Source organism: Streptomyces chiangmaiensis, from assembly GCF_036281785.1.
Classification (GTDB): Bacteria; Actinomycetota; Actinomycetes; order Streptomycetales; family Streptomycetaceae; genus Streptomyces; species Streptomyces chiangmaiensis.
Map to the genome: position 1 here is coordinate 1 of NZ_JAYWVC010000008.1, position 25,231 is coordinate 25,231.

Below are 25,231 nucleotides of genomic sequence, written 5' to 3' on the forward strand. Positions count from 1 at the left end.
CGGCTGACGCGTTCGGCGTGCCCCGCAGTTCCCTTGCCCCCACTCGCGTGATGCCGGGTGGCACCGCGTCCCTTCCGGGGCGCGGTGCCGTATCGCACGAGGGTCCGCCGCGTGGACGCGCGTCTCTCCCACGGTGAGCGACTAGCGCGCGATGTCCGCGTACCCCTCGATCTCCTGAGGGCCGCGCGGACCGGGACCCACATAGCGCGCGGACGGGCGCACCAGCCGGCCCGTGCGCTTCTGCTCCAGGATGTGCGCGGACCAGCCCGCCGTACGGGCGCAGGTGAACATCGACGTGAACATGTGTGCCGGGACCTCGGCGAAGTCCAGGATGATCGCCGCCCAGAACTCCACGTTCGTGGCCAGGACCCGGTCGGGGCGGCGGCTGTGCAGCTCTTCCAGAGCCGCCTTCTCCAGCGCCTCCGCGATCTCGAACCGCGGGGCGCCCAGCTCACGGGCTGTACGCCGCAGCACCCGCGCCCGCGGGTCCTCGGCGCGGTAGACCCGGTGACCGAAGCCCATCAGCCGTTCACCCTGGTCGAGAGCCTGCTTCACATACGCCTCCGCGTCACCGGTGCGCTCGATCTCCTCGATCATGCCGAGCACACGGGAGGGCGCACCGCCGTGCAGCGGCCCGGACATGGCACCGACCGCGCCGGACAGGGCGGCGGCCACGTCCGCGCCCGTGGACGCGATGACCCGGGCCGTGAAGGTGGACGCGTTCATGCCGTGCTCGGCGGCCGACGTCCAGTAGGCGTCGACGGCCGCCACGTGCTTCGGGTCCGGCTCGCCCCGCCAGCGGATCATGAACCGCTCCACGATGGAGTGCGCCTTGTCGATCTCGCGCTGCGGCACCATCGGCAGGCCCTGACCGCGTGCCGACTGGGCGACGTACGACAGCGCCATGACGGCGGCGCGTGCCAGGTCCTCACGGGCCTGCTCGGCATCGATGTCCAGGAGCGGCTTCAGACCCCACACCGGGGCGAGCATGGCGAGCGCGGACTGCACGTCCACACGGATGTCACCGGAGTGCACGGGGATGGGGAAGGGCTCGGCGGGCGGCAGCCCCGGGTTGAAGGCGCCGTCGACCAGCAGCCCCCAGACGTTGCCGAAGGAGACATGGCCCACCAGCTCCTCGATGTCGACGCCCCGGTACCGCAGGGCACCGCCCTCCTTGTCCGGTTCGGCGATCTCCGTCTCGAACGCGACGACTCCCTCGAGCCCGGGTACGAAGTCGGACATCAGGCGGCTCCTCGTGATGTGTGCGGCAGATGTGGTCTGTGGGGTTCCCGTCGGCCTCGTCCACGGGCCGGTGGGACTGAGGTGGTGGACGTCGGCTGTCAGGGGAGGTGCGCCGTCCCGGCTCCACGGTCACTGACGAAAGACTCGCGGTCCGAGACGGTCAATCCGGTGATGCCCCGATCGGTCGGCGGTCACCCAACCCGAACGGCATCTGCACGATATCCCCGGGTGCCACCTTTGGGGAGAGGAGGCGGCACTCAGTGCCACGCAGTGATGAACCGCACTCCTACGAAGTGCCAGGGGCATGGGGCAAGATGACCGGGTGACCGACCGTTTCCCGGACGAACCCGCCCCCGCCGAACCGCCCGCCGCCTCCGATGCGGAGCCGGAGATCGAACCCATCGTCGAACGTGCGGCGGCCCAGGGCCCTGCCGAGGACCTGGCTCACGATCCCGCCGAGATGCGGGCGCACTACCGTGCCGAGGGGCTCGACGAGTCGTCGCTCGCCCCCCTGCCGATGGACCAGTTCGCGCACTGGTTCAAGCAGGCGGCGCAGGCCGCGGTGGCCGGGATGATCTACGAGCCGAACGCGATGGTCGTCTCCACGGCGGACGCGGACGGCCGCATCAGCTCCCGCACGGTCCTGATGAAGGGGTACGACGAACAGGGCTTCGTCTTCTACACCAACTACGAGTCCCGCAAGGCCCAGGACCTGGCGGCCAACCCGAATGTATCGCTGCTCTTCCCGTGGCACCCGATGGCCCGCCAGGTGATCGTCACCGGGACCGCCCGCCGCACCGGTCGTGCGGAGACGGCCGCCTATTTCCGCACCCGCCCGCACGGCTCCCAGCTCGGCGCCTGGGCCAGCGCCCAGTCCTCCGTCATCTCCTCCCGTGCCGGGCTCGACGCCGCGTACGAGGAGCTGAGTGCCCGCTACCCCGAGGGCTCCGAGGTTCCCGTTCCGCCGAACTGGGGCGGTTATCGCATCACGCCCCGCACGGTCGAGTTCTGGCAGGGCCGCGAGAACCGCCTCCACGACCGCCTCCGCTATGTCGCGGAACCGGACGGCACGTGGCGGGTGGAGCGGCTGAGTCCCTGATGTCATGAGTGGGCCCGTGCGCTTCGAGCCGTCGACGTGCCCCCCGTGACGCAGACGACCCGCGAGCTCAGGTCCCTCCGCCTGACGGCGGGGGAGCCGGCCGGACGTACCGGCGAGCTCGCGGGTCGGGTGACTGCGTTGGATTAGGCCGGCTGCGCGCGTCTCGCACGCGCTGGTCCGGCGCCGAACCGAGTACGACGGCGGGCCGCTAGCCCGCAGTCACCTCTTCCGTCCGGTATTCATACATCTGCCGAACCACCTCCTTTCCGAAGTAACAGCCACCCTAAGAACCAGTCGTGCCAGGATCAACCGTTTTTCCGGGAAGTCCGCAGATCGCCTTCCAGCGGGTGCCGCGTTCGCCGCTCACGGGGTGAGCACGTCCTCCAGGAACGGCTCGACCGCCGCACGCCATGCCTCCGGCTGGTCGTAGTGGACGAGGTGCCCGGCCTCGGCGACCTCCGCGTAGCGGCCGTGGGGCAGGACACGCACCATCTCCTGTGCCTCCGCCCGGCCGAGCTCGCCGTCGAGGCCGCGGACGACCAGGGCTGGGCACCGCACCTGCGCCAGCTCCTCCCAGTGCGCGTCGTACACCCAGGTCTGGCGGGACTTCAGCATCTGCTCGGCTTCGAAGACGGGCCGCCAGCCGTCCTCGGACTCGGCCATCACCTCGGCGTAGAACTCGCCGCGGGCCGGGTTCGGGTGCTCCGCCCAGGGGTCGTCCTCGCCGAACCACTTCCGTACGTCGGCGAGCGTGGCGAAGGGCAGCGGCCAGGACTTGAACCAGTTCTCCCACTCGCGCTGCGAGGCGGCGCCGAGCGCGGAGGCGCGCATGTCACAGATGATCAGGCCGCGTACCAGATCGGGGCGTTTGGCGGCGAGCTGCCAGGCGGTCAGAGCGCCCATGGCGTGGCCGATGAGGACGGCCGGGGCGAGGCCGAGCTGTTCGAGGGCGGCCTCGGCGTCGTCGGTATAGGCCTCGCGGGTGTACGCCCCTTCGGGCGGTTTGTCGCTCTGGCCATGACCGCGCTGGTCGAGTGCGACGGCGCGGTGCCGCTCGGAGAGCCAGCGGGCTGTGGGCGCCCAGTGCGAGGCGCGTCCCATCAGCCCGTGCAGTAACAGCACTCCCGGTGCCCGCTCGTTCTCCACGGTCTTGGGAGGGTCGGCGAACTCCCACGCTGCGAGGCGTACGCCGCCCGTTCCGGTCACGTCGATGCGACGCACCATCCTCTTGGCACCCCCCTGCTCCGTTCGGACCACCCGCTTCCGCAGAGAGCGGCCGGTCCACGCGCTCGTCGTACTGCCGCTGTCGTCCTGCTGCTCCTGCTTGCGTCGCCGGTCACCGCCGTCGCCGGTTGCCGGTGCCGGCTCTGTGTGGTGCCGTCGCTCGCTGTGTCACGGGATGCGCCGGTCGGCGCAGCGCGCGGGCCGGTGGGGCCATGCCCTCCACGCTATCGAATGACTATTCGAAAATGCTGCTTCCGGAGGCAACACCCCACCTTCGAGTGACCTTCCTCGAGGATTGGCCGCCGATTCCGCGGGGAGATCTTCAGCGGGAGGCGGACCGCTCGGGGAAAAACGGTCCGAGGGGGACGACCCTGAGAGCTCGGGGCTCCGGGTCGGAACAGGGGAGGACAGGCCCCGGCGCCCTAGGGTGCCGGGGCTCTTCCCATGTCTGCGGCACATCCTTCCGCCCCCTCCCTGGCCAGGTGGCCCCGCTGCCACCCCGCGGCCAAGAGCTCTCAGGTCATATGCCTCATGCGACAGCCTCGCATGCGTACGGACCGAGCGCTGCGATTCCGCGCACTGGATCTTGGTTTCAGCAGGATCGCAGAGTCATCACAACAGCCACACTGCAGCCACACGGATTGCGGAGCTTCGCTGAACCCCGGGCCGCATCGGGGCCGTGCGGCCCGGGAGGCCGGCCGTACGCCGGGCGCACCGGGAGCCGACGGGGTGTCCTGTGGATCTCCGGGGTTCGGCCTAGCGCTTGGCCACGAACACGTGGGACGCGACCTCGGACTCCAGCTCGGCCGCCTCGCCGCCGCTGCCGACGAGGACCCCGCCCGCGGACTCCGTCACGCTGACCACCGAGCCGGGCTGCACGCCCGCCCGCCGCAGCGTGTACATCAGCTGGGCGTCGGTCTGGATGGGCTCGCCGATACGCCGTACGACGACGGTCTTGCCGTCGGTGCCCGGGTCCAGCTCGGCCAGCGACACCATGCTCGCGTCCAGGAACGGGTCCGCGCCGTCCTTCTCGCCCAGCTCCTCCAGGCCCGGGATCGGGTTTCCGTACGGGGACTCGGTGGGGTGGCGCAGCAGCTCGACGACGCGGCGCTCGACCGCCTCGCTCATCACGTGCTCCCAGCGACACGCCTCGGCGTGCACCTGCTCCCACTCCAGACCGATCACGTCGACCAGCAGGCACTCGGCGAGACGGTGCTTGCGCATCACGCGGGTGGCCAGGCGGCGGCCCTCGTCCGTCAGCTCCAGATGGCGGTCGGCGGCGACCGCCACCAGGCCGTCGCGCTCCATTCGCGCCACCGTCTGGCTGACCGTCGGACCGCTCTGGTCGAGCCGCTCGGCGATCCGGGCGCGCATGGGGACCACGCCTTCCTCCTCCAGCTCAAGGATGGTGCGGAGATACATCTCCGTAGTGTCGATCAGTCCGGACATTCGTGCCCCTCGATGAGATCTGCCGGAGGCTCGACGGCCCACCGGCGTGTGCGCTGGCCCTGGACTCAATTCTGACGCATCCCGCCGACAACCGTGGAGAGCCGCCGAAACCCGCGGCCGCCGTGCGGCCCGCCGGGCCCGGTCCGTATTGACATCCCGCTGGTCCGGACCGCAACGTGATCCGCGACACGGGCCGTCAGGGGCGCCGCGTGTGGTCGTCGCGCCCTGTGGTCGCCGTCCGTCGGGAACGGGACACCGAGACTTCGAAAGGGCGTCGCCGATGAGCAAGGAGCCGAGTGGCGGGGAGCCGCAGAGCGGGAACGAACTGGCCGGGCGATTCTTCGACGCGGCGATCGACATGCTGCGACGGGCGCGGGACGAGGACGCGGAGCAGATCGCGGCGGCCGGCACCCTGATCGCGGACGTCGTCGCCTCCGGTGGCCGGCTGTTCGCGTTCGGCGCCGGGCACTCCTCACTGGCCGCCCAGGACCTGGTCTACCGGGCGGGCGGCCTCGCCTTGATGAACCTGCTCGCGGTGCCCGGTGTCGTCGGCGTCGACGTCATGCCGGCGACGCTGGGCTCCGCGCTGGAGCGGGTCGACGGACTGGCCGGCGCGGTCCTCGACTCCAGCCCGCTCCGGTCCGGCGACCTCCTGGTGATCGTCTCCCTGTCCGGCCGCAACGCCCTCCCGGTCGAGATGGCGACGAACGCCCGCGCACGAGGGGTCAAGGTCATCGGGGTCACCTCGGTGGCGTACGCGTCGGAGACCACCTCGCGGCACGCCTCCGGCACCTACCTCAAGGACCACTGCGACATCGTCCTCGACTCGAGGATCGCGGTGGGCGATGCGACACTCACCCTCGACACCGTCCCCGCCCCCTTCGCCCCCGCCTCGACGGTCGTCACCGCGGCCCTGCTCCAGGCGGTGATGGCGACGGCCGCGGGTGTCCTCGCGGAGCGCGGCATCGAACCGCCCCTGCTGAGGTCCGGGAACGTCGACGGCGGCCACGAGTGGAACGCCCGGGTCATGCGGGAGTACGGGGACCGGATCTTCTACCGGCAGGGTTAGCCCGCACACGGCCGCCCATGGCGCGGGGCGGCCGCGCAGCCGGTGCCTATGGCTCCTCGGCCGCCCCCCACACATCGGCGAGGTCCAGCGCGGCGGCGATCCGCACCGCGACGTCCTCCCCGTACACCGCGTCGGGCCGTTCGAACCGGCTGCGCCCCGCGCCCCGCAGGAACGTCACCACGCCCAGCGTCCGGCCCCGGCTGCGCAGCACCGTGCACAGCGCGTGCACCGCGTCCGGCGGCCACCGCCGGGCGAGCGCCCACGCGCGTGCCTGCTCGGCGTCGGCGTCGCCGGCGCCCGCCCGTACGGATCCGCAGCGCGCCACGCACTGCAGGGCCGGATGCCCCTCGCCGTACCGCACGGGAAGCCCCGCCTTCCCGGCGAGCACGCTCGGTCCGGGCGCCCCGGAGGGTGTCTCGACGGCCCGCACCAGCCGTACCCGGCCCTCCCCGTCCGCCACCGAGCCGTTCGCCACTCGGTCGATCAGCGCGTGGTCGGCGAAACCCGCGAGCGCGTAGTCCAGATGGACGGTGGCCGCCTCGGCCGGGTCCTCGCACTCGGCGGCCGCTCGGGCGGCGCGATGCAACTGGTTGGAACGGAAGCGCAGCAGGGCCGCCTCCTGCTCGGTCTGCTTGGTCTCGGTGATGTCCTGGAACAACCAGCCCACGCCCAGCGGAACCGGCTCCTCGGCGAGCGGCGAGGACAACCGCAGGAACCCGCTGCGCCAGCACCGCCGCTTCTCGCCCTCGCCGGTCCGTACGCTCACCCACATCTCGGCGGGAGCGGGCGGGGCGCCCTCGGCCAGCACGTGGGTCAGGGCGCTCTCCAGCTCCTCCGCACCCTGCGAGAGCAGGTCCCCGAGGGGCCGCCCGAGCACGGCCGTCCGTCCGATGCCGAGCGCGCGGGCCGCGTGCGCGTTGACCACGGCGGGCCGCAGATCCGCGTCCACGAGGACCACACCCCAGCTCGCGTCCTCGAAGAGGGCCTCGCTCAGTGCGATGGACCGCTCCAGATCGATCTGCGCGTGGACCTCGCTGAAGGCGCAGTAGACCCCGGCGGGCTTGCCGTCGGGCCCGCGCACCGCCGCGGACTGGGTCCGTACGAGCACCCGCCCGCCCTCCTTGGTGAGGAGCGCGAACTCATGCACCTGCCGCCCGGACGACTCCATCGCGGACATCAGCCGCCCTTCGACCTCCGCGGCGTCGGCGGTCCGCACGGCCCACCCGGCGAATCCGCGCCGCCCCACCGCCTCTGCCGCGGCCCATCCGAGGATCCGCTCGGCCTCCCGGTTCCAGTGGGTCACGACCCCGTGGGCGTCGAAGGCGCACAAGGCCGCGTCCATACCGTCGAGGAGCGCGGCGAGAAGATCCGAACCATCGCGCTCGGGCTCACCCGGCCCCAGCTCGTCCGTGGTCCCACTACGCCGGGAAGCACTCACCTGAACCCCCTGCAGGCTGCTGCGTCCGCACGTACGCCGCGTTCGTCCGCACACTCGCCATCATTCAACTCGAACGTGACGCAGCCCACATCGGCTTCCGGAAAGATTCGACGAAATCGTTGCTCCCCGGATTTCCGTCCCTCCTGGCCCGCCGGCCCCACGGCGACCGTGGGTCACCCCCTGCTGACCGCCGCCAGGATCTCCGGCAGCCGTCCCGCCGTGCGCGGTGCGGCGAGGCGCAGGCCGAGCAGGGTGATCAGCGCTCCGTAGACGACGCCCGCCGGGAGCAACAGCCAGGTCCACGCGTCGCCGCCCGCGGAGACGTTCAGCCAGATCGTGGCGGCGATCACGGGTGCGGTGAGCAGGGCGGCGGCGATCATGCCGCCGAAGATGGAGATCCAGGCGAGCCCGGCCTGTCCGGGGACCACGTTCTTGTAGCCCTCCTGCGGGATGGAGTAGGGGAAGCGGGCCGAGGACCAGGCGCCGGTGGCGAGCATCGCGCCGAGGAGCGCGAAGGACAGTCCCAGCACCTCGGGCAGCTTCGGCCAGGCGCCGAGCAGCGCGGTCGTCACGACGGTGACGAGCGTGGCGTACGGCAGTGTGATCAGCAGCAGCGCCAGCGCCCGGCCGCGCAGTTCGGTGTAGGCGTCCCGGCGGGAGGAGATCGTCATCGCGACCATCCAGAAAGCGGAGGTGTCCTGCCCGAACTGGTTGTACATCTGGATGCCGAGCATCCCCGCCGCGAAGCAGGCGAAGTAGATGGATCCGGTGCCCTGGAGGGCGTTGAAGACCGGGACGATCAGTCCGATCGCGAGCGAGGTCACCCACGCCGCCTTGGTCTTCGGGTCGCGCCAGACATAGCGCAGGCTGCGCTCCATCACCGTGCCGGTACGACCCGCGGGCAGCAGCCGGGACAGGCCCGTCGAGGTGCGCTCCCGGGAGCCGGGATCCGCGGCCTGGAGCGTGGACTCGTCCGGCGAGGTCATCAGCGTCGTCAGGCTGCGTGACCACAGGGTCAGCAATCCCGCGAGCGCCACCGCGCTCAGCGCGAGTTGCGCGACCGCGAGGCCGTACGCACCGCGGCTGACGGAGTCCACGGCGCCGATCGAGGAGGCGGGCGGCACCCAGCGCAGAACGTTCTCCACCGGGTCCAGCGGGGACAGCCCGGCCGAACCAAGCCGCTGGGCACCGAAGTTGACGAGCTGCGCGCCGACCGCGATGACGAGTCCGCTCAGGACGGCCAGGTCACGGCCCTTGCGGCTGGTCAGCAGCCGGATGTTGGCGGCGGCGACGGCACGGGCGAGGGCCACGCAGACCAGCAGTGCGAGGACGACGGCGAGAACGCCGACGCCGTACGCGGCCGCTCCGTGCGCCACGGAGATCACCGCACCGGTGAACAGGCAGAGGGTGAAGAGAGGGCCGATGCCGACCAGGGAGGCCGCGAGCAGTGCCCGTACGAGAGGTTGCGGGCGCAGTGGCAGCATCACCAGGCGGGTGGGGTCCAGCGTCTCGTCGCCGCTGGGGAAGAACAGCGGCATCACCGCCCAGCCGAGCGCCAGTAGCTCGACGAGCAGGACCGCGATGGTGGCGGCGTGCGCGCTGTAGCGCAGGGCGATCAGGCCGAGCAGTTGCAGCGCGGCGATCAGCAGGACGAAGACGATGGACGTGATGTACGCGGCCCGCCGCCCGGCGGACTGGCGCAGACCGTTGCGCAGCAGGGACAGCTTGAGCCGTACGACGACGGGGGTGAGGCCCGCGGCGCTCATCGAGTGCCACCGCCGAGCCAGTCCAGGTCGGAGGCGGTGGAGCGGCCGTGCGCGCCGACGAGTTCCAGGAACGCCTCTTGGAGCGTGAGGGCGCTGCCGCGTACCTCGGCGAGCGGGCCGTGCGCGCGGATGCGTCCCGCGGCCATGACGGCCACCCAGTCGCACAGCGACTCCACCAGCTCCATGACATGGGAGGAGAAGACGACGGTGGCGCCGGAGGCGGTGTAGCGCTCCAGAACGCCGCGGATGGTCTGGGCGGAGACCGGGTCGACGCCCTCGAACGGCTCGTCGAGGAAGAGGACCTCGGGGTTGTGGAGCAGGGCCGCGGCGAGTCCGATCTTCTTGCGCATGCCGGTCGAGTAGTCGACGACGAGCTTGTGCTGGGCCCCGGCCAGGTCGAGGACGTCGAGGAGCTGGGTGGCCCGTTTGTCGACCTCGGCGCCGGGCAGCCCGCGCAACCGGCCTGTGTACGCGAGGAGTTCGCGTCCGGAGAGCCGCTCGAAGAGCCGCAGCCCCTCGGGCAGGACGCCGATGCGGGCCTTGACCTCGACCGGATCGCGCCAGACGTCGTGCCCGACCACCTCGACGGTGCCCTGGTCGGGCCTCAGCAGCCCGGTGACCATGGACAAGGTGGTGGTCTTCCCGGCCCCGTTCGGTCCGACGAGCCCGATGAACCGCCCGGCGGGCAGCTCCAGATCGATCCCGGCGACGGCGATCTGTTCCCCGAACCGCTTCCAGAGCCCCTGCACCCGTACGGCGGCCAGGCCGGCCCCTGCTCCCTCGGTCATAGGAGCACCCTAAGGGGCAAGGGCAAGCGGGCAGTGGGGAAGCGAACTCACCGGAGCAGAAGGCACGGAAGGGGTCGGGACCCACCCGCGGGCGTCAGGCGGAGCCGGCGGTTGCGGTGTGCCGGGGTGATCTTTCAGTCGCGCCCGCGTGGCGAACCGGTCCTTTCTCCTCGGGCAGTTCGGTTTTCAGAGGCGGCCGTCGGTCGTCACGATCCCGGCCACCCGGCGGCCTACCGGTCCTGTCCGCAGGCATACGCCAACGGCGAGATCAGCTCCTCCGCGTCCGGCAGCCAGCGGTTCGCGTCCGTCGGCCGGCAGACCCACTGCACGGCGCCCCGGGAGGCGTACCGGGTGGGCGGCGCGGCGACATACGATCCCTCGCCGAGGGTGACCAGGTCCAGGGAGTCGAGCGTCCAGCCTCGGTTCCGCACCAGGTCGGGAACCTTCGCCGCCGCTCCGGGAAGCACGAAGAACCACATGCGGCGGTCCGGTGTCAGAGCCACGGGCCCGAGCGACAGTTCCATCCGCTCCATACGGGCGAGTGCGAGGAAGCCGGCGGTCTCCGGGACGTCGATCGCGTCGAACGTGCGCCCGGTGGGCAGCAGGATCGACGCGGTCGGCTGCTCGGCCCACAGCCGGTGCACCACGGCCGCGCTGCCGGTCGCCTGCGTCGCCCAGCCCTCGCGCGCCGGATGGGCGCCGGGTACGGGACATGCGGCCTGACCGCAGGAGCAGCGCTGCACCCCGTCAACTGCTTCCAGCCAGGTACCCGGGAACACGTCCCAGTGGCGTTCCTCGGCGTAACGTACGGCGGCTTCCAGCAGCGAATCGCCGCGCTGCTGCGGGATGGGGGCAGCTTCAGGGCCTGCGATGGTCTCTTCCACGTTGAACACAACTCTGGTCGTCACCGGGGGTTACGCCCGTCTGTCCGCCGCCCGGGGGCCGCTTTTTGGGAATGTCCTGTCAATCCCACATGTGCGGGGGAGGAGCACCGCCTTCGAGGGCGGGGCGCACGGGTGCACGGGTGGGGGCGCGCAAGAGGAAGGGCGGCGGGGGCTGGGTAACCACCTGTGGGGTGCGGCACCAGCCTTTACCCCGGCAATCCGCGCATGTCTCGCATCAGAGGTATATCCGCTGGGCATCGATCTTCAAGGCCGGACCCTTTCGGTGCCCGGGGAGGGTGTTCCCGTCAAGCCCGGCCGCTGAAGAGACGTCGACTCGGTGCGCGGGCAGGCACCCGAGCCGTGAAGCAGGGGGTACGCATGGCCGCCAGGCCTCTCGTCGCGCGGCAGCCGAACGAACGGCTGCAGGCGCTCATCCAGGAAGCGGGCTGCTCGAACGCGGGGCTCGCCCGCCGGGTCAACATGTGCGGCGCGGAGCACGGCCTCGATCTGCGCTACGACAAGACGTCGGTGGCCCGCTGGCTGCGAGGGCAGCAGCCGAGGGGCCGGGCGCCGGCGATCATCGCCGAGGCGCTCGGCCGCAAGCTGGGGCGCACGGTCACCATCGACGAGATCGGCATGGCCAACGGCAAGAACCTCGCCTCCGGCGTGGGCCTGCAGTTCTCACCCACGGTGCTGGGCGCCATCGAGCAGGTCTGCGAGCTGTGGCGCAGCGACGTCGGACGCCGCGACTTCCTCTCCGGTTCCTCGGTCGCCGCGTCGGCGCTCGTCGAACCGAGCCGCGACTGGCTGATCTCCGGACCGGACCCCCAGGTCGCGCGTTCGGCCGGGCCGCGGGTGGGGTCCTCGGACGTGGCGGCGGTGCGTGCGATGACCCAGGCGCTGGTCGAACTGGACCACCAGTACGGCAGCGGGCATGTGCGTCCGGTCGTTGTGCACTACCTCAACAGCGTCGTGTCGGGGCTGCTGGCCGGCTCGTACCGGGACGCCGTGGGGCGCGAACTCTTCGCGGCCGTCGCGCGGTTGACGGAGCTCGCCGGGTACATGGCCGTCGACACCGGGCAGCCCGGACTCGCCCAGCGGTACTACATCCAGGCGCTGAGGCTCGCCCAGGCGGCGGGCGACCGTGGGTACGGCGGCTATGTGCTCGCCGCCTCCATGAGCCACCTCGCGGCGCAGCTCGGAAACCCGCGCGAGATCGCGCAGTTGGCCCGCGCGGCCCAGGAAGGGGCGCGCGGGCGGGTGACGCCGCGGGCGGAGGCGATGTTCCTCGCCGCCGAGGCGCGCGGACATGCGCTGATGGGCGATGCGCGCGCCGCTCAGATCGCGTCGGGACGCGCGGTCACGGCGCTGGAGGCGGCGGACACGGCGTCCGGGGACGACCCGGTGTGGATCGCCCACTTCGATGAGGCGTATCTGGCGGACGAGTTGGCGCACTGCCACCGGGACCTCGGCCAGGCCGAGGCGGCGGCGCGGCACGCGGAGGAGTCCCTGGCCGGGCACCCCGCGTCCCGAGCGCGGCGGCGGGCCATCGGATATGTGCTGCTCGCGACGGCTCAGGTGCAGCAGCGAGAGGTGGAACAGGCCTGCCACACGGGCCTGAAAGCCGTGGAGATCCTCGGCACCCTGCGGTCCAACCGTGGCGCCGAGTATCTGGAGGACTTCCAGCAGCGGCTCGAGCCGTACCGGGACGAGGCGGTGGTACGGGAGTTCGGGGCACGGCTGGACCTCGCGACGGCGGCCTAGCCGTGGGGCTCCGCTTCGGAGTGCCCGTACGTGCCTTCGAGGCACCTTACGGGGCTCCCGCATAGGTGTGAAAGTCCGGCGAACGAAAGGTGTCCGATAGGTGAAGGTGTCGAAGAGGACGTAAACAGCGCCCCGCGCGGCGGCTTTGTTACCACTGTCACACGGGTATGAGGTCAGGCCCTGTGCTGCGTGGCATGCGGCTCGGGGGACCCGGTAGCGTGAGCCGACGATTCCGAAAGTCCCCCATTCGTAGGAGTCCCGGTGACGCAGAGTGGACAGGGCGAAGGGCCCTCGCCGCGGCCCGCGCGCGAAGGCATCGTGCTGCCCTCCGACGGCGGCGAGCCCCTGCTGCCGGGCCAGGCGGGCGGAGTGAACGGCTCCGCGGTTCCGGCGGGCGGTCGCCATGCGGCGGCTGCGGGCAGCCCCGAGGGCCACAGTGCCCCGGCGGGCGGTCAGGCCTGGGGTCAGCCGTGGGGGCCGGGGCAGTCGCCCCAGGCACCGTCGGCGGCCCAGGGCTGGGGCGGCGACGCGGAGCAGCAGTGGGGCGCACCCGAGCAGTCCGGGGCGGCGTCCGCACCGGACTGGGGCGCCCCGGGGGCCCAAGCCCAGCCCTCCTGGGAGAGCGCGGACCAGCAGTCGGGCGGCTGGAGCGGGGCTGCGGCCGCCCAGCAGCCGCAGGCCGCATCGGGACAGCCTCTGCCTGCCACCGCCGGCCCGCTGCCGCCCGAGGGTGCGCAAGGGCCGTCGTACGGCCTGGACGGACAGCTCCCGCCCCAGGGCGCCTACGAACACCGGCAGGTCGCCCAGCCCCTGCCGCACGCCATGCACTCCGCCCCCCTGCCCCCCGCGGACGAGGGCGCCACCCAGTACATCCCGCCGGTGGCGCTCGGGCCCGACGAGGGTGCGACGCAGTACATCCCGCCGGTGGCGGCGGGGGCGCTGCCGCCCGAGATGCCCGGTGACGCCGCGACGCACTTCCTCGGCAGGGCCGAGGGCTCCCCGGCGGCCGCTCCGCTGCCGCCCGCCGATCCGGACGCCCAGGCCACGCAGTACATTCCGCCCGTGCCCGAACAGCCGGGTCCGGCACCCTACGGAATGTCCACACCCGCGGGCGACCGGCAGACGCCGGCGGAGTTCGACAATCTGTTCCGGCACGCCGCGGGCGGTGCGGACGCCACCCAGCATCTGCCGCGGTTCGACACGGCGGAGCCGCCGGGCCCCCCGATGGGACGGGCGGCCGGACGACGCGGCGACGACGGCGGCGGCCGTGGTCCCTCGCGGGTGCCGCTCATAGCGGCCGTCGGGATCGGCATCGTCGTCCTCGGCATCGGAGCGGGCGCCCTGCTCGGTGGCGGCGGAGGCGCCGACGACAAGAACGGCAGCAGCAAGAACGTCTCTGCGACCGGTCCGGCCACGGACTCCTCGCCCTCAGGGTCCGGGGACCTCGCCAGGCAGCAGGCCGTCGCGCTCGACAAGCTTCTCGCCGACAGCGGCAACAGCCGCGACGCGGTGATCAAGGCGGTCGCGGAGGTCAAGGCCTGCCAGAACCTCGGCCCGGCGGCCACCGACCTGCGTAACGCGGCCCAGCAGCGAAACGGCCTGGTCGCCCGGCTGTCCAAGATCGCGGTCGACAAACTCCCCCAGCACGACGCGCTGACCGCCTCGCTCACCACCGCGTGGAAGGCCTCAGCGTCCGCCGACACCCACTACGCCGTCTGGGCGGACCAGGTCGCGGGCAACAAGAAGGCGTGCAGGAAGGGCCACGCCCCAACCAACCGCCAGACCGAAGCGGGCAACCGTGCCAGCGGTACGGCCAGCGCCGAGAAGGAGAAGGCCGCGCGGCTGTGGAACGCCATCGCCCAGAAATACGGCCTGACCCAGCGCCAGCCCCGGCAGCTGTGAACACCGCAGTGTGCGCCGCCGCTGCGAAACCGTGCGGCGCACACCCTGGGAGAGTCCGTTCGCTCCCCAGGCTCGCACCACCTACTCGGTGGCCGTGCTCTCCAGCGTCTTCGAGACGTTCACGAAACCCTTGCGGGCTGCCACCAGCTGACCGTCACGCACGACCTGGAAGGTCACGCTCGAGTTGATCAGCCGGGGGAAGTCGACCACGGCGGTCAGGTCCTGGAAGCGCCAGCGCAGGGTCGGGGTGAGCCCGCCCGTGTCGACCTTCAGGCCGTTGTCGAGAGTCGAGCGGATCGTGTTCGCGGTCACCTCGCCGCCACCGAGCGAGTCGACGACCTTCTTCAGGACCGTGTAAGCGATCCAGGTGGTCTGCACGCCCGCGTCCGCCGGGTCGATCCGGTTGTCGCCGAAGGCCGCCTCGCGGATCACCTTCTTCAGCGGATCCCAGCGCTTGTCCGTCGACTCCGGGTACCAGCCGGTGACGTACGCCCCTTCGTAGGGCCCCGAACCGCCGCCCGACTCATTGATGATCGACTGGTCGACACTGCCGAGTACGGAGGCGGTGCGCACCGTCGGGTACTCGGTGCTCAAGCGCCGGAAGGAGTCCATGAACGTGCCGGTGCGGGAGTCCAGCGAAGGCACCACGCACCCCTTCTTCTCCGGGTTCGCGGTCGCCTCCCGCAGCGCCTCACGGGCCTGGGAGTCGAACGCGGTGGCGTCCTCGGCGGCGCGCACGTCGTCGCCCGGAGTGTGGCCGGCCGCCTTCAGCCCGGAGTCCAGCAGCACGGGCAGCTGGTCGCCCGCCACGGTGTCGGGCCGCACCATCGCGACGGGCCCGCAGCTCTTGCCCAGTTCCTCGCCGAGGCCGGCCAGCAGCGCGGGCTGGCCGCCGTTGACGGGGTAGGAGAGCACGCTCTTGAACTCGTCGTCGGTCAGGCCGTAGCCGCCTATGTAGGGGATGCCCGCCGACTCCAGCGGTGAGAGGAAGGAGGAGCCGAACTGGCTGTAGGAGCCGACGACCGCGACAGCCTTCTTCTTGACGGCGAGCCGGGCGCACTTGGCGGCGCCCACGTAGTCGTTGTGGTCGTTGCAGGTCAACACGTTCAGCTTGCGTCCGTTGAGGCCGCCGTGCGCGTTGACCCAGCGCGCGTACGCACTCGCCATGGCCGGCATGCCCGGCTTGTTGGTGGCCGACGTGTCCTGGGGCGCCCAGGTCATGACGGTGACGGTGTCGTCCCCGGAACCCCCCGAGATACCGGGGACGACACCGCATGCCGCGGCCAGCGACGCACAGGCCACCAGTGCTCCCGCGGCGATCAGCGCCGTCTTGACGCGGGGAGTCGCTTTCCTGCGGACGGCACCCTGAACGCTCGGGCCGGTGGGGGAGGAGCTGGTACGTTGCCTGCCGGTCATGGACACACACGATTCCCCCACATCACTAACCCTCGTGCGATCAGTGGTCAACGAGAAGTGACGTAGAGGTGAATTGCGGGGGTCGATGGTCCGGATTTCACAGGGAACGTACTATCGATGACCGTGCAAGGTTCGGAGAGCTCTTCCCGTCGCGGCCGTCGCTCGTCCACCATGGGCGGCATGCCCCTGAATGACATGCCGTGGTGGCGCTGGCGCAGCAATGTGCGCTCGGCGCTGCACATGCTCTCCGATCCGGTGTTCCAGCGGGACGTCTGGCTGGCCGGCGTCGAGGGGTACGGGGACGTCACCGACGCCGTGTACCGTCTCGTCGAGGACACCTGGCTGGACAACTGGTCCGCCGAGAAATACGTCGGCACGATCTTCCGCGACTCGCAGGAGGCGGCGCTCGTCGACACCGCGGTGCTGCGCGTGCTGCGGATCATGCACCAGGTCGGGCCCGACGCGGAGGTGGTTGTGTACCTCAACCACCACGGGTGGCCGGAGGCGGTGCGGGCGGCGCGCGACGCCCATGTGCGGCTCGCGACGAGCGACGGCGAGGATCCCGACACCCCGCCACGGACGCTCGAGGTGCTGCGGATCGTCACCCGGACCGCGTAGGCCACCCACTGTGCGGTCCGGGTGGCGGAACGGCGGTCCGCGCCGGTCCGCCGTCATGAGACCCTGGCCCGCATGACTGAGCTGTCCACCCGAGCCACGGTCCCCGCCCACCAGTACGTCCTCACGCTCTCCTGCCCGGACAAGCAGGGGATCGTGCACGCCGTGTCGAGCTATCTGTTCATGACCGGCTGCAACATCGAGGACAGCCAGCAGTTCGGCGACCACGACACGGGACTGTTCTTCATGCGGGTGCACTTCTCGGCGGAGGCCCCCGTGACCGTGGACAAGCTGCGCGCCAGCTTCGCGGCGGTCGGCGACTCCTTCCAGATGGACTGGCAGATCAACCGGGCCGACGAGAAGATGCGTGTCGTCCTGATGGTCAGCAGGTTCGGACACTGCCTGAACGACCTCCTTTTCCGTGCCCGGACCGGTGCGCTGCCCGTCGAGATCGCGGCCGTGGTGTCCAACCACAGCGACTTTGCCGAGCTGGTGGGGTCGTACAACATTCCGTTCCACCACATCCCGGTGACGAAGGACACCAAGCCGGAGGCCGAAGCCAGGCTGCTGGAGCTGGTGCATGAGCTGGACGTCGAGCTGATGGTCCTGGCTCGTTACATGCAGGTGCTCTCGGACGACCTGTGCAAGCAGCTCAGTGGCCGGATCATCAACATCCACCACTCGTTCCTGCCGAGCTTCAAGGGCGCGAAGCCGTACCACCAGGCGCACGCGCGCGGTGTGAAGCTGATCGGTGCCACCGCTCACTACGTCACGGCCGACCTCGACGAGGGCCCGATCATCGAGCAGGAGGTCGAGCGCGTGGGTCACGGCGTGACCCCGGACCAGCTGGTCGCGATCGGCCGCGACGTCGAGTGCCAGGCGCTGGCGCGCGCGGTCAAGTGGCACGCCGAGCGCCGCATCCTCCTGAACGGCCGGCGGACGGTGGTCTTCGCCTGAGACCGGGCCTACATCCGGCTCAGCGACGCCGCCGCGAACAGCACGTCCCTGATCGCCTCGCGGTCGCCGACCTGGCCCGCGACCGCATCCTGGGGCGGCACATGCCCCGCGGCCAGGCGGCAGAACTCCACCCCGTCGAGTGCGACGTGCGCCACCTCGTGCTCGGCCGAGGCGACCGCGCCGGGGGAGTCCAGGGCGATCAGCCACTCGCCACCGCCCGAGCCCTCGATCTCCAGGCGCAGGGTGCGTCCGGGCTCGCCCGCCGGCACCAGGCGCCGCGTACGGCCGGGCGCGGCCAGTCCGGCCTGCCGCCGGGCCGCCAGCACCGCGGGGAGCAGGCGCGCGCCCAAGTCGATCATGCTGTTCAGATGACGGGGCGCCGGCGGCTCGTACGGGTAGTCGATGGCGTTCGCGATGTCCTCCGCGTGCACCCAGCACTCGAAGGCCCGGTCCAGCATCGCGTCCTGCAACGACAGTGCGAATCCGCCGTACGACACGGCGAGCCCGCGGGAGTCCCCGCCGGTGAAGGACAGCGTCCGCACCAGGTTGTGGCTCTGCTCCCGCCAGGGACCGCGGACGGAACGGGTGGGCGGGAAGTGTGAGGCGCGCCAGTACGCCTCCGTGCGGCCCTCGGGCGTGCCGTCCACGCCGGTCACATCCCCGAGCGGGTCGTCGAGCCCCAGCGCGACCGCCACCAGCCCGTCGACGCAGAGCAGGTGCGCGATCACCCCGGCGACAGTGGTGCGGCGGCTCGCCGGTCCCGTCCCGTCGAACCAGCGCAGCCGCACCGGGGTGTGCCACTCCGCGTCGCCGATGTCCTGCAGCAGGGCGTCCAGGCGCGCGGCCTCGGCGTCGAACGGGGCCACCCACTCCGGTACCGGGATCCGCGGCGGGCGCCGGTCGAGACAGCTCTGCAGGACGCGGGTGCGCAGGGCCGGGTCGAGGTCGAGGCTCTCCGGGCGCTGCAGCAGCCCCACGGCCTCGCGCAGCTGCCGCGCCTCGTCCGCGCAGGGTCCGCAGTCTCCGAGGTGCGCCTCGACGGCCGCCGTCTCCTCGGGTGAACAGGCGGCGAGCGCCCAGGCTCCGAGCAGCGACGTCAGCACCCGGTGCTCGAGCACGAGCGACGGGGCAGAAGCCGAAGGCGCGAGCGAGGGTTCCGGATCGGGCAACGGCAGCCCGGAGTCCTCGACGGAACTGCGCGGCGGCGGGATCCGGGGCGCCCGCCCGGAGCCGCCCGGCCCGTCGGCTCCGGGGCCGCCGGGGTCCCGGGGTCCATCGGAGGCGCCGTTCCCTCCGGAGCCCGGGCCGGCCTGCCGGCCGTCGCCGGATCGCCCCGTGCCGTCGTTCCCGCTCGTGTCCGAGTCGTCAGGTCCGCCCGTGCCGCCGTTCGCCGGTGCGCCCGGCTCTCTCGGTCCACGCGTGTCACCGCGGGGTACCGTCCCGCCGGCGCCGTCCCTGGGTTCCCCGTGCCCGGGCGCCTCGCCGCCGTCGGCGGACTGGGTGCCCTGGCCCCCGTGGGTGCCGTACCTCTCGTGCTCCGCGTACCCCCCGAAGCGCTCCGCCTTGGTCACCAGGCCTCCTCCGGTTCGGGAGGGACGCCCGAAGGGCCTGTCTCGTGGGCCGTGGACAGCAGTTGGAGGCCGAGGCGCAGGCGACGGCGGGCCTCCTCCTCCTCGATGTCGAGGTCGGCGGCGGTCTGACGGTAGTCCCGGCGCTGGAAGTAGGCTTGCTCGAGCGCTGCGCGCAGCGGCACCGGCATCGACGTCACGATGAAGTCCGCGCGCGCCGCGATCGAGGCCTGGCGCACCCTGCGCTCCAGGTCCTCGGGGGTGCCCTGCCCGCCCTGGGCCAGCGCGGCGGTCTCGGTGGCGCGAAGCCGCTGCACCGCGAGCCGGTGGGTCAGCATGGCGACCCAGGACCGGAGGGGACCCTGCTTCGGGTCGTACGACTCGGGGTTCTCCCAGACGTGGACGAACACCTCTCGCGTGATGCCGTCGGCCGCCTCCTCGTCCCCGAGCACGCGGTGGGCGAGGCCGTGCACGAGCGAGGCGAACCGGTCGTAGCACTCACCGAGCGCCGCCGCCTCGCCCCGGGCGAGCCTCTGTTGCATCCTTCGGTCCCACCGGGGCGGTGCGTCCTTCTTCGCCATACGGCCCCCTCGCCCCTGGTCGTGCCCGGCGCCCTGTTCCGATCCAGCCTTTGTCTTCTGCCACCTCGAATGTAGTCGGCACGTCGAACGACGCACGTCCCTTTGCGGCAATGTGCGCCCCTCGACGAGCCGCAGGTGATAAGGACTCTCGGACGGGACCGGTGGTTCGACGGGGGGGCTTACCCCCGATGAATGACGATCAGGCATGAACGAATGCGATCGTTACCGATTGATTTGGCTCGTCTACTACGCGCTTTCGATCGGAATTTCGGTGTTTCATGGTGGGTCATCGGGGCAGCCGCGCCTGAAGGAAGCGAAGGGACTGCTTCCATTTTCGGTCGGGACGCGGGTGAGCGGGAGGCATGGCGGTGACACTCGAAGTGGCCTTCGGGGAGCGCGGCGAGTGGGCCGTGCTCCAAGTGGCGGGCGAGCTGGACCTGGTGACATCGCCGGTGCTGCGTCAGCGGGTGCACGACGCGGTGGCGGACGGCCGTCACCACGTCGTCCTGGACCTCTCCGACGTGGTCTTCTGCGACTCCAGCGGTGTCGGCGTACTGATCGCCACCCGTCGGCTGATCCGCTCCTGCCAGGGCCGGCTCAGACTGATCCTGCCCGGGCGCAGCGGAGGGGAAGGCTCCCACGTCAACCGGGTGCTCGCCGCCCTCGGTGTGCGCCGCCTCTTCGACGTGTACCCGGACGTCACCTCGGCCGTCGACGACGAGGCCGGCCCCCTGTCCGCGTAGCCGCACGGGCGACTTTCCGCCGCGCGACATCACATGTGGTCCTGCCCACTCCTGCGGCACGGCATGGTCCACGGAAGGTCGCAGTACGGCCACACTGTTGTCGCGGAATTCCTGCGGTCTTGGTACAAGCGTCGTTTTCCGTCTCCCCGGACGCCCGGCACGTCGTACGCTCCGTGCGAGATACACCCCCGATGTCACGTAAGGCGGCCCGAAACACATGGTCAGCACCGAGTACGAGCGCAGGATCGCCGCCCGGTTCGCCACCTTCGACCAGGACGGCAACGGCTACATCGACCGCGAGGACTTCAGCGCGGCGGCCAAGGCGGTCCTCAACGAGTTCGGCACCGCGGCGCGGTCCGAGCAGGGGCAGGCCCTGTACGCCGGGGGTGAGGCGTTCTGGCAGGGCATGGCCGGGATAGCGGACCGGGACGGTGACCAGCGCATCACGCGCGAGGAGTTTGTCGGCGGCGCGGTCAAGCGGCTGCGCGACAATCCGGACCGGTTCGCCGAGATCGCTCGTCCGTTCCTGCACGCGGCACTCGCCGTGGCGGACTACGACCGCGACGGCGCGGCCACGGTGGAGGAGGCCGTGCGCGTCCTGAAGGCCCTCGGTGTCCACGAGGACATCGCCCGGACGGCCGCGGTGGCGCTGGACGCGGACGGTGACGGCAAGGTGGGCGAGGCCGAGGTCGTGGCCGCGTTCGCGCGCTACTTCACCGTCCCCGAGTAGCGTTCGCGCAGTTTGTACTTGAGCACCTTCCGCAGGGTTTCGTTGCGCGGAAGGGCGTCCACCAGCTCCAGCTGCTCCGGCAGTTTGTGCACGGACAGCCCTTCCGCGCGCAGGTACGAGGTGACCGCCGGGAGAGTCAACCCCTCGGTGCCCGCGGCCGTTTCGACCACCGCGCAGACCCTTTCGCCGCGCTCCTCGTCGGGCAGTCCGATCACCGCGACGTCCTGGACGGCGGGGTGCCGGTACAGCAGGTCCTCGATCTCCTTGGCGGAGATGTTCTCGCCCTTGCGGATGATGACGTCCTTGAGACGTCCGGTGAGCACCAGGTGACCGCTGTCGGTGAGACGGCCGAGGTCGCCCGTGACGAGGAACCCTTCCTCGTCGAACGCCTCCGCCGTCTGGGCCGGGTCCAGATACCCCTGGCAGACGGCCTCTCCCCGAAGACGCACCTGCCCGTCCACGATCCGTATCTCCATCCCCTCCGGCGGCCGCCCTTCGGTCGTCGCCAGGTTCTCCGCGGAGTCGTCCGGTGACCCCATCGTGATCATCGGCACCTCGGTCATGCCGTACCCGTGGGTGAGCTGCACACCCATCTCCCGGACTACTGCGTGGTAGACCTCGGGGGGCTTGGGCGCCCCGCCGCCCGCCAGCAGCCGCAAGGTCGGGATCACCTTCACGCCCGGTTGTCTGCGCTGCTCCGCGAGGAACATCGCGTAGAAGGCGGTCGACCCGCCGGCCACCGTCACCCCGTGCCGGCGGTAGCCCTCCAGTGCTTCCGGCAGCGCGAACTGCTCGAACATCACCGCGGGGAACCCGTACAGCAGCAGCATCACCGTGTAGTCGGGTCCGGCGATATGGGCATAGGGGAAGGCCATCGAACCCACGTCGTCCTGCGACAGGTGCAGCGCGTGCGCGAGGCAGGAGCCGCCCGCGATCAGTGAACGGTCCGTGTGCAGCACGCCCTTGGGGTCGGAGGTCGTCCCCGAGGTCCAGTAGATCCACCGGACCGAGGTGCCGTCGGCGGGCGGAGCCGGCAGGACGGACGGATCCCCGTCGGGCAGGCCGTCGCCGGAGTACGCCTCGAAGACCCCTTTCGCGCCGAGCCGACGCGCCATCGCCGTGTGGTCGAAGCCCCGCCAGGTGCCTGGGACCGCGAAGAACTCCGCCTTCGACGCCCGCAGCGCGAAGCCGACCTCCCGGTCGCGGTAGTAGGGGATGACCGGCGTCTGCACGGCGCCCAGGCGGGCCAGGGCGAAGGACACCAGGGCGGTCTCGATCCGGGTGGGCAGCTGCCAGGCGACCACCGTTCCCGGGCGTACGCCCATGCCGTACAGCCCCGCCGCCACCCGCTCGGCCCGCTCGCACAGCTCGCCGAACCTCAGGGAGCGGTCGTCCTGGAGGAGCACGGGCCGGTCGGGGGTGAGGTCGGCGCGCCGGGCGGCCAGTTCCCAGAGCGTCCGGGACGTGCCCAGCGCATGCGCGGTGTCGTTCACGGCGGAGCCCCCTGTAGCTGACGGACAGTCAGATCTTTGGCAGAGCGTAGGGCTCGCCGCCTTGTCGGTCCAGGGGTGCGGGACTAACCTTCCGGAGAGAGTGATCTGACGGGCCATCAGATAAGTGCCGCCAGGCGGAGGGGACTCATGACCGAACTGCCCCGCATCATCAGTGTCGACGACCACGTGATCGAGCCCGCGCACCTCTTCGAGACCTGGCTGCCGAAGAGGTACCGGGAGCGCGGACCGAAGCCGCTGACCGCCGGGATCGGGGAGCTCGCCTATATCGGCGGCAAGTACCGGATCACGATGGACCCGCAGGGGCCGCCGACCGACTGGTGGATCTACGAGGACCTGAAGTTCCCGTACAAGCGCAACATCGCCGCCGTCGGCTTCGACCGCGACGAGATGACCCTGGAGGGCATCACCCGGGAGGAGATGCGGCGCGGCTGCTGGGACCCGGTGGCGCGGCTGAAGGACATGGACCTCAACCATGTCGAGGCCAGCCTCTGCTTCCCGACCTTCCCCCGCTTCTGCGGTCAGACCTTCGCCGAGGCGCACGACAAGGAGGTCGCCCTGGCCTGTGTGCGCGCGTACAACGACTGGATGGTCGAGGAGTGGTGCGGCGACAGCGGCGGCCGGCTGATCCCGCTGTGCCTCATCCCCCTGTGGGACGTCGACCTCGCGGTCGCCGAGATCAGGCGCAATGCCGCTCGCGGGGTGAAGGCGGTCACCTTCTCCGAGATCCCCACCCATCTCGGCCTGCCGTCCATCCACTCCGGCCACTGGGACCCATTCTTCGCGGTGTGCGAGGAGACCGGCACGGTCGTGAACATGCACATCGGATCGTCCTCCCAGATGCCGGCCGCCTCCCCGGACGCCCCGCCCGCCGTGCAGGCCTCGCTCTCCTTCAACAACGCAATGGCCTCGATGATGGACTTCCTGTTCAGCGGCGTGCTGGTGCGGTTCCCGCGGCTCAAGCTCGCCTATTCCGAGGGGCAGATGGGCTGGATTCCCTACGCCCTGGAGCGTGCCGACGACGTCTGGGAGGAGCACCGCGCGTGGGGCGGCGTCCGCGACCTGATCCCCGAGCCGCCGTCGACGTACTACTACCGGCAGATCTTCTGCTGCTTCTTCCGCGACAAGCACGGCGTCGCCTCCCTCGACGTGGTCGGCCGCGACAACGCGACCTTCGAGACCGACTATCCGCACGTCGATTCGACCTTCCCGCACACCAAAGAGGTCGCGCTCGACCATGTGAAGGGCCTCGACGACGAGACCGTCCACAAGCTGATGCGCGGCAACGCGATCCGGATGCTCGAACTCGACCTGGACCGGTAGTGGACCTCGCCGACTCGCCCGAGGAGGAGGAGTTCAGGTCGCGGCTGCGGCGGTGGCTGGCCGAGGTGCTGCCCACGCTGCCCCCGAAGCCGTCCGCCCACGACTGGCCGGCCAGACGCGTCTTCGACCTCGGCTGGCAGCGCATGCTGTACGACGCCGGCTACGCGGGGCTGCACTGGCCCGTGGACGCGGGCGGGCGCGGGGCCACCCCCGCCCAGCACCTGATCTTCCTGGAGGAGTCCGAGAAGGCGGGCGCGCCCTATGTGGGGGCCAACTTCGTGGGGTTGCTCCACGCGGGACCGACGATCGCCGCCGAGGGAACGCCCGAGCAGCGGGCGCGCTGGCTGCCGCCCGTGCTGCGCGGGGAGGAGGTCTGGTGTCAGGGGTTCAGCGAGCCGGAGGCGGGCTCGGACCTCGCGTCGCTGCGTACGCGCGCGTGGCGGGACGGTGACGGCTACGTGGTGAGCGGGTCCAAGATCTGGACCTCGCACGCCGAAGTCGCCGACTGGTGCGAACTGCTGGTCCGGACGGACCCTGAGGCTCCGAACCACAAGGGCATCACCTGGCTGGCGATGCCCATGGACGCGCCGGGCATCACCGTACGGCCGCTGCGGACGCTCGCCGGATCGACCGAGTTCGCCGAGGTGTTCCTCGACGAGGTGCGGGTGCCGCTGGACAACCGGGTCGGTGCCGAGAACGACGGCTGGCGCGTGACCATGGTGACGCTGTCCTTCGAACGCGGCACGGCGTTCGCCGGGGAAGTGGTGGCCTGCCGGCGCGTTCTCGGTGAGCTGGCCCACGAGGCCCGTGGGAACGGCCGATGGGACGACGTACCGCTGCGACGAAGGCTCGGCCGGCTGAACGCGGAGTTCCGCGCGCTGTGGCGGCTCACTCAGTGGAACGTGAGCGAGGCGGAGAAGACCCGCGGAGTACCGGGCCTCGGGGGTTCGGTCTTCAAACTCAGGTATGCGCACGCGCGTCAGGAGCTCTACGACACCGCTGCCGAGGTGCTGGGCGCGGAGTCCCTCGACCTCGGCCGCCCCTGGACCCTCGACCGGCTGTCGTCGCTCTCGTACACGATCGCGGCCGGCACCTCGCAGATCCAGCAGAACATCGTGGCGGAACGCATCCTCGGACTGCCGAAGGGGCGGTGACGCACGCC

General features: G+C 71.2%; 21 protein-coding genes. 10 read left to right on the forward strand and 11 right to left on the reverse strand.

All coding sequences use genetic code 11. The annotated features are described in order from the left end of the window. Positions 1-141: 141 nt before the first annotated feature. A complete protein-coding gene (locus VXC91_RS04415) occupies positions 142-1,242 on the reverse strand; it encodes a citrate synthase 2 (protein ID WP_329505237.1) in 1,101 nt (366 codons plus the stop codon). 460 nt (positions 1,243-1,702) lie between these two features. Here VXC91_RS04415 and pdxH point away from each other — a divergent pair, with 460 nt between their 5' ends. Further along, positions 1,703-2,341, forward strand: coding sequence for a pyridoxamine 5'-phosphate oxidase (gene pdxH / locus VXC91_RS04420; RefSeq protein WP_329505359.1), 639 nt, complete (start codon positions 1,703-1,705; stop codon positions 2,339-2,341). A 363-nt stretch (positions 2,342-2,704) separates the two neighbouring features. On the opposite strand, the gene VXC91_RS04425 is transcribed toward pdxH, so the two are convergent. Next, positions 2,705-3,565 (reverse strand): alpha/beta fold hydrolase, encoded by an 861-nt coding sequence (locus tag VXC91_RS04425; protein ID WP_329505239.1) that lies wholly within the window; start codon positions 3,563-3,565, stop codon positions 2,705-2,707. A gap of 756 nt (positions 3,566-4,321) precedes the next feature. Then, on the reverse strand, positions 4,322-5,014 hold the full coding sequence (locus VXC91_RS04430) for a metal-dependent transcriptional regulator (protein WP_329505241.1): 693 nt from the start codon (positions 5,012-5,014) through the stop codon (positions 4,322-4,324). A gap of 280 nt (positions 5,015-5,294) precedes the next feature. Here VXC91_RS04430 and VXC91_RS04435 point away from each other — a divergent pair, with 280 nt between their 5' ends. After that, entirely contained in the window at positions 5,295-6,083 is a 789-nt protein-coding gene (locus VXC91_RS04435) for an SIS domain-containing protein (protein ID WP_329505242.1), read from the forward strand. A gap of 46 nt (positions 6,084-6,129) precedes the next feature. Here the strand turns inward: VXC91_RS04435 and VXC91_RS04440 are convergent, their stop codons facing one another. The 4 genes from VXC91_RS04440 to VXC91_RS04455 all read right to left on the reverse strand — a co-directional run bounded on the left by VXC91_RS04440 (position 6,130) and on the right by VXC91_RS04455 (position 10,968). Continuing rightward, entirely contained in the window at positions 6,130-7,521 is a 1,392-nt protein-coding gene (locus VXC91_RS04440) for a PAS domain-containing protein (RefSeq protein ID WP_329505244.1), read from the reverse strand. 173 nt (positions 7,522-7,694) lie between these two features. Beyond that, complete coding sequence (locus VXC91_RS04445; protein WP_329505246.1) at positions 7,695-9,287, reverse strand: transporter; 1,593 nt, start codon at positions 9,285-9,287, stop codon at positions 7,695-7,697. Next, positions 9,284-10,075, reverse strand: coding sequence for an ABC transporter ATP-binding protein (locus tag VXC91_RS04450; RefSeq protein ID WP_329505247.1), 792 nt, complete (start codon positions 10,073-10,075; stop codon positions 9,284-9,286). Before VXC91_RS04450 ends, VXC91_RS04445 begins: the two co-directional genes overlap by 4 nt. 230 nt (positions 10,076-10,305) lie before the next feature. Next, positions 10,306-10,968 carry a bifunctional DNA primase/polymerase gene (locus VXC91_RS04455; RefSeq protein ID WP_329505360.1) on the reverse strand — a complete coding sequence of 221 codons (663 nt, stop codon included), beginning with the start codon at positions 10,966-10,968 and terminating at the stop codon, positions 10,306-10,308. 369 nt (positions 10,969-11,337) lie between these two features. Here VXC91_RS04455 and VXC91_RS04460 point away from each other — a divergent pair, with 369 nt between their 5' ends. Together VXC91_RS04460 and VXC91_RS04465 are read left to right on the forward strand one after the other, a co-directional pair. Next, a complete protein-coding gene (locus tag VXC91_RS04460; protein WP_329505248.1) occupies positions 11,338-12,723 on the forward strand; it encodes a transcriptional regulator in 1,386 nt (461 codons plus the stop codon). Positions 12,724-12,984: 261 nt separating this feature from the next. Continuing rightward, positions 12,985-14,625 carry a hypothetical protein gene (locus VXC91_RS04465; protein ID WP_329505249.1) on the forward strand — a complete coding sequence of 547 codons (1,641 nt, stop codon included), beginning with the start codon at positions 12,985-12,987 and terminating at the stop codon, positions 14,623-14,625. 81 nt (positions 14,626-14,706) lie between these two features. Here the strand turns inward: VXC91_RS04465 and VXC91_RS04470 are convergent, their stop codons facing one another. Beyond that, positions 14,707-16,041, reverse strand: coding sequence for an ABC transporter substrate-binding protein (locus VXC91_RS04470; protein ID WP_329505250.1), 1,335 nt, complete (start codon positions 16,039-16,041; stop codon positions 14,707-14,709). Positions 16,042-16,158: 117 nt separating this feature from the next. Between VXC91_RS04470 and VXC91_RS04475 the strand changes: the two genes are divergently transcribed. Continuing rightward, complete coding sequence (locus VXC91_RS04475; RefSeq protein WP_329505251.1) at positions 16,159-16,659, forward strand: SCO4402 family protein; 501 nt, start codon at positions 16,159-16,161, stop codon at positions 16,657-16,659. Between the two features lie 72 nt (positions 16,660-16,731). Next, positions 16,732-17,613 carry a formyltetrahydrofolate deformylase gene (gene purU, locus VXC91_RS04480; RefSeq protein WP_329505252.1) on the forward strand — a complete coding sequence of 294 codons (882 nt, stop codon included), beginning with the start codon at positions 16,732-16,734 and terminating at the stop codon, positions 17,611-17,613. A gap of 8 nt (positions 17,614-17,621) precedes the next feature. On the opposite strand, the gene VXC91_RS04485 is transcribed toward purU, so the two are convergent. Further along, positions 17,622-19,184 (reverse strand): zf-HC2 domain-containing protein, encoded by a 1,563-nt coding sequence (locus VXC91_RS04485; protein WP_329505254.1) that lies wholly within the window; start codon positions 19,182-19,184, stop codon positions 17,622-17,624. After that, positions 19,181-19,762 carry a sigma-70 family RNA polymerase sigma factor gene (locus tag VXC91_RS04490; RefSeq protein ID WP_329505256.1) on the reverse strand — a complete coding sequence of 194 codons (582 nt, stop codon included), beginning with the start codon at positions 19,760-19,762 and terminating at the stop codon, positions 19,181-19,183. The genes VXC91_RS04485 and VXC91_RS04490 overlap by 4 nt, the downstream gene beginning before the upstream one ends. Before the next feature lie 362 nt (positions 19,763-20,124). Here VXC91_RS04490 and VXC91_RS04495 point away from each other — a divergent pair, with 362 nt between their 5' ends. Beyond that, positions 20,125-20,505: an STAS domain-containing protein gene (locus VXC91_RS04495; protein WP_329505257.1), complete on the forward strand. Its 381-nt coding sequence runs from the start codon at positions 20,125-20,127 to the stop codon at positions 20,503-20,505. A 217-nt stretch (positions 20,506-20,722) separates the two neighbouring features. Then, positions 20,723-21,235, forward strand: coding sequence for an EF-hand domain-containing protein (locus VXC91_RS04500; protein WP_329505258.1), 513 nt, complete (start codon positions 20,723-20,725; stop codon positions 21,233-21,235). On the opposite strand, the gene VXC91_RS04505 is transcribed toward VXC91_RS04500, so the two are convergent. Further along, entirely contained in the window at positions 21,214-22,728 is a 1,515-nt protein-coding gene (locus VXC91_RS04505; protein WP_329505260.1) for a class I adenylate-forming enzyme family protein, read from the reverse strand. The genes VXC91_RS04500 and VXC91_RS04505 overlap by 22 nt on opposite strands. Positions 22,729-22,875: 147 nt before the next feature. Between VXC91_RS04505 and VXC91_RS04510 the strand changes: the two genes are divergently transcribed. Together VXC91_RS04510 and VXC91_RS04515 are read left to right on the forward strand one after the other, a co-directional pair. Continuing rightward, positions 22,876-24,069, forward strand: coding sequence for an amidohydrolase family protein (locus VXC91_RS04510; RefSeq protein ID WP_329505262.1), 1,194 nt, complete (start codon positions 22,876-22,878; stop codon positions 24,067-24,069). Then, positions 24,069-25,223: an acyl-CoA dehydrogenase gene (locus VXC91_RS04515; protein ID WP_329505263.1), complete on the forward strand. Its 1,155-nt coding sequence runs from the start codon at positions 24,069-24,071 to the stop codon at positions 25,221-25,223. The genes VXC91_RS04510 and VXC91_RS04515 overlap by 1 nt, the downstream gene beginning before the upstream one ends. Positions 25,224-25,231: the final 8 nt, after the last annotated feature.

What these genes read in the sequence shown, in the direction of transcription:
- VXC91_RS04490 (WP_329505256.1), bottom strand. Translation starts at nt 19,762, where the DNA reads ATGGCGAAGAAGGACGCACCGCCCCGGTGGGACCGAAGGATGCAACAG.
- VXC91_RS04470 (WP_329505250.1), bottom strand. Translation starts at nt 16,041, where the DNA reads ATGACCGGCAGGCAACGTACCAGCTCCTCCCCCACCGGCCCGAGCGTT.
- VXC91_RS04460 (WP_329505248.1), top strand. Translation starts at nt 11,338, where the DNA reads ATGGCCGCCAGGCCTCTCGTCGCGCGGCAGCCGAACGAACGGCTGCAG.
- purU (WP_329505252.1), top strand. Translation starts at nt 16,732, where the DNA reads ATGACTGAGCTGTCCACCCGAGCCACGGTCCCCGCCCACCAGTACGTC.
- pdxH (WP_329505359.1), top strand. Translation starts at nt 1,703, where the DNA reads ATGCGGGCGCACTACCGTGCCGAGGGGCTCGACGAGTCGTCGCTCGCC.
- VXC91_RS04495 (WP_329505257.1), top strand. Translation starts at nt 20,125, where the DNA reads ATGGCGGTGACACTCGAAGTGGCCTTCGGGGAGCGCGGCGAGTGGGCC.
- VXC91_RS04500 (WP_329505258.1), top strand. Translation starts at nt 20,723, where the DNA reads ATGGTCAGCACCGAGTACGAGCGCAGGATCGCCGCCCGGTTCGCCACC.
- VXC91_RS04415 (WP_329505237.1), bottom strand. Translation starts at nt 1,242, where the DNA reads ATGTCCGACTTCGTACCCGGGCTCGAGGGAGTCGTCGCGTTCGAGACG.
- VXC91_RS04475 (WP_329505251.1), top strand. Translation starts at nt 16,159, where the DNA reads ATGACCGTGCAAGGTTCGGAGAGCTCTTCCCGTCGCGGCCGTCGCTCG.
- VXC91_RS04430 (WP_329505241.1), bottom strand. Translation starts at nt 5,014, where the DNA reads ATGTCCGGACTGATCGACACTACGGAGATGTATCTCCGCACCATCCTT.
- VXC91_RS04425 (WP_329505239.1), bottom strand. Translation starts at nt 3,565, where the DNA reads ATGGTGCGTCGCATCGACGTGACCGGAACGGGCGGCGTACGCCTCGCA.
- VXC91_RS04435 (WP_329505242.1), top strand. Translation starts at nt 5,295, where the DNA reads ATGAGCAAGGAGCCGAGTGGCGGGGAGCCGCAGAGCGGGAACGAACTG.
- VXC91_RS04510 (WP_329505262.1), top strand. Translation starts at nt 22,876, where the DNA reads ATGACCGAACTGCCCCGCATCATCAGTGTCGACGACCACGTGATCGAG.
- VXC91_RS04445 (WP_329505246.1), bottom strand. Translation starts at nt 9,287, where the DNA reads ATGAGCGCCGCGGGCCTCACCCCCGTCGTCGTACGGCTCAAGCTGTCC.
- VXC91_RS04450 (WP_329505247.1), bottom strand. Translation starts at nt 10,075, where the DNA reads ATGACCGAGGGAGCAGGGGCCGGCCTGGCCGCCGTACGGGTGCAGGGG.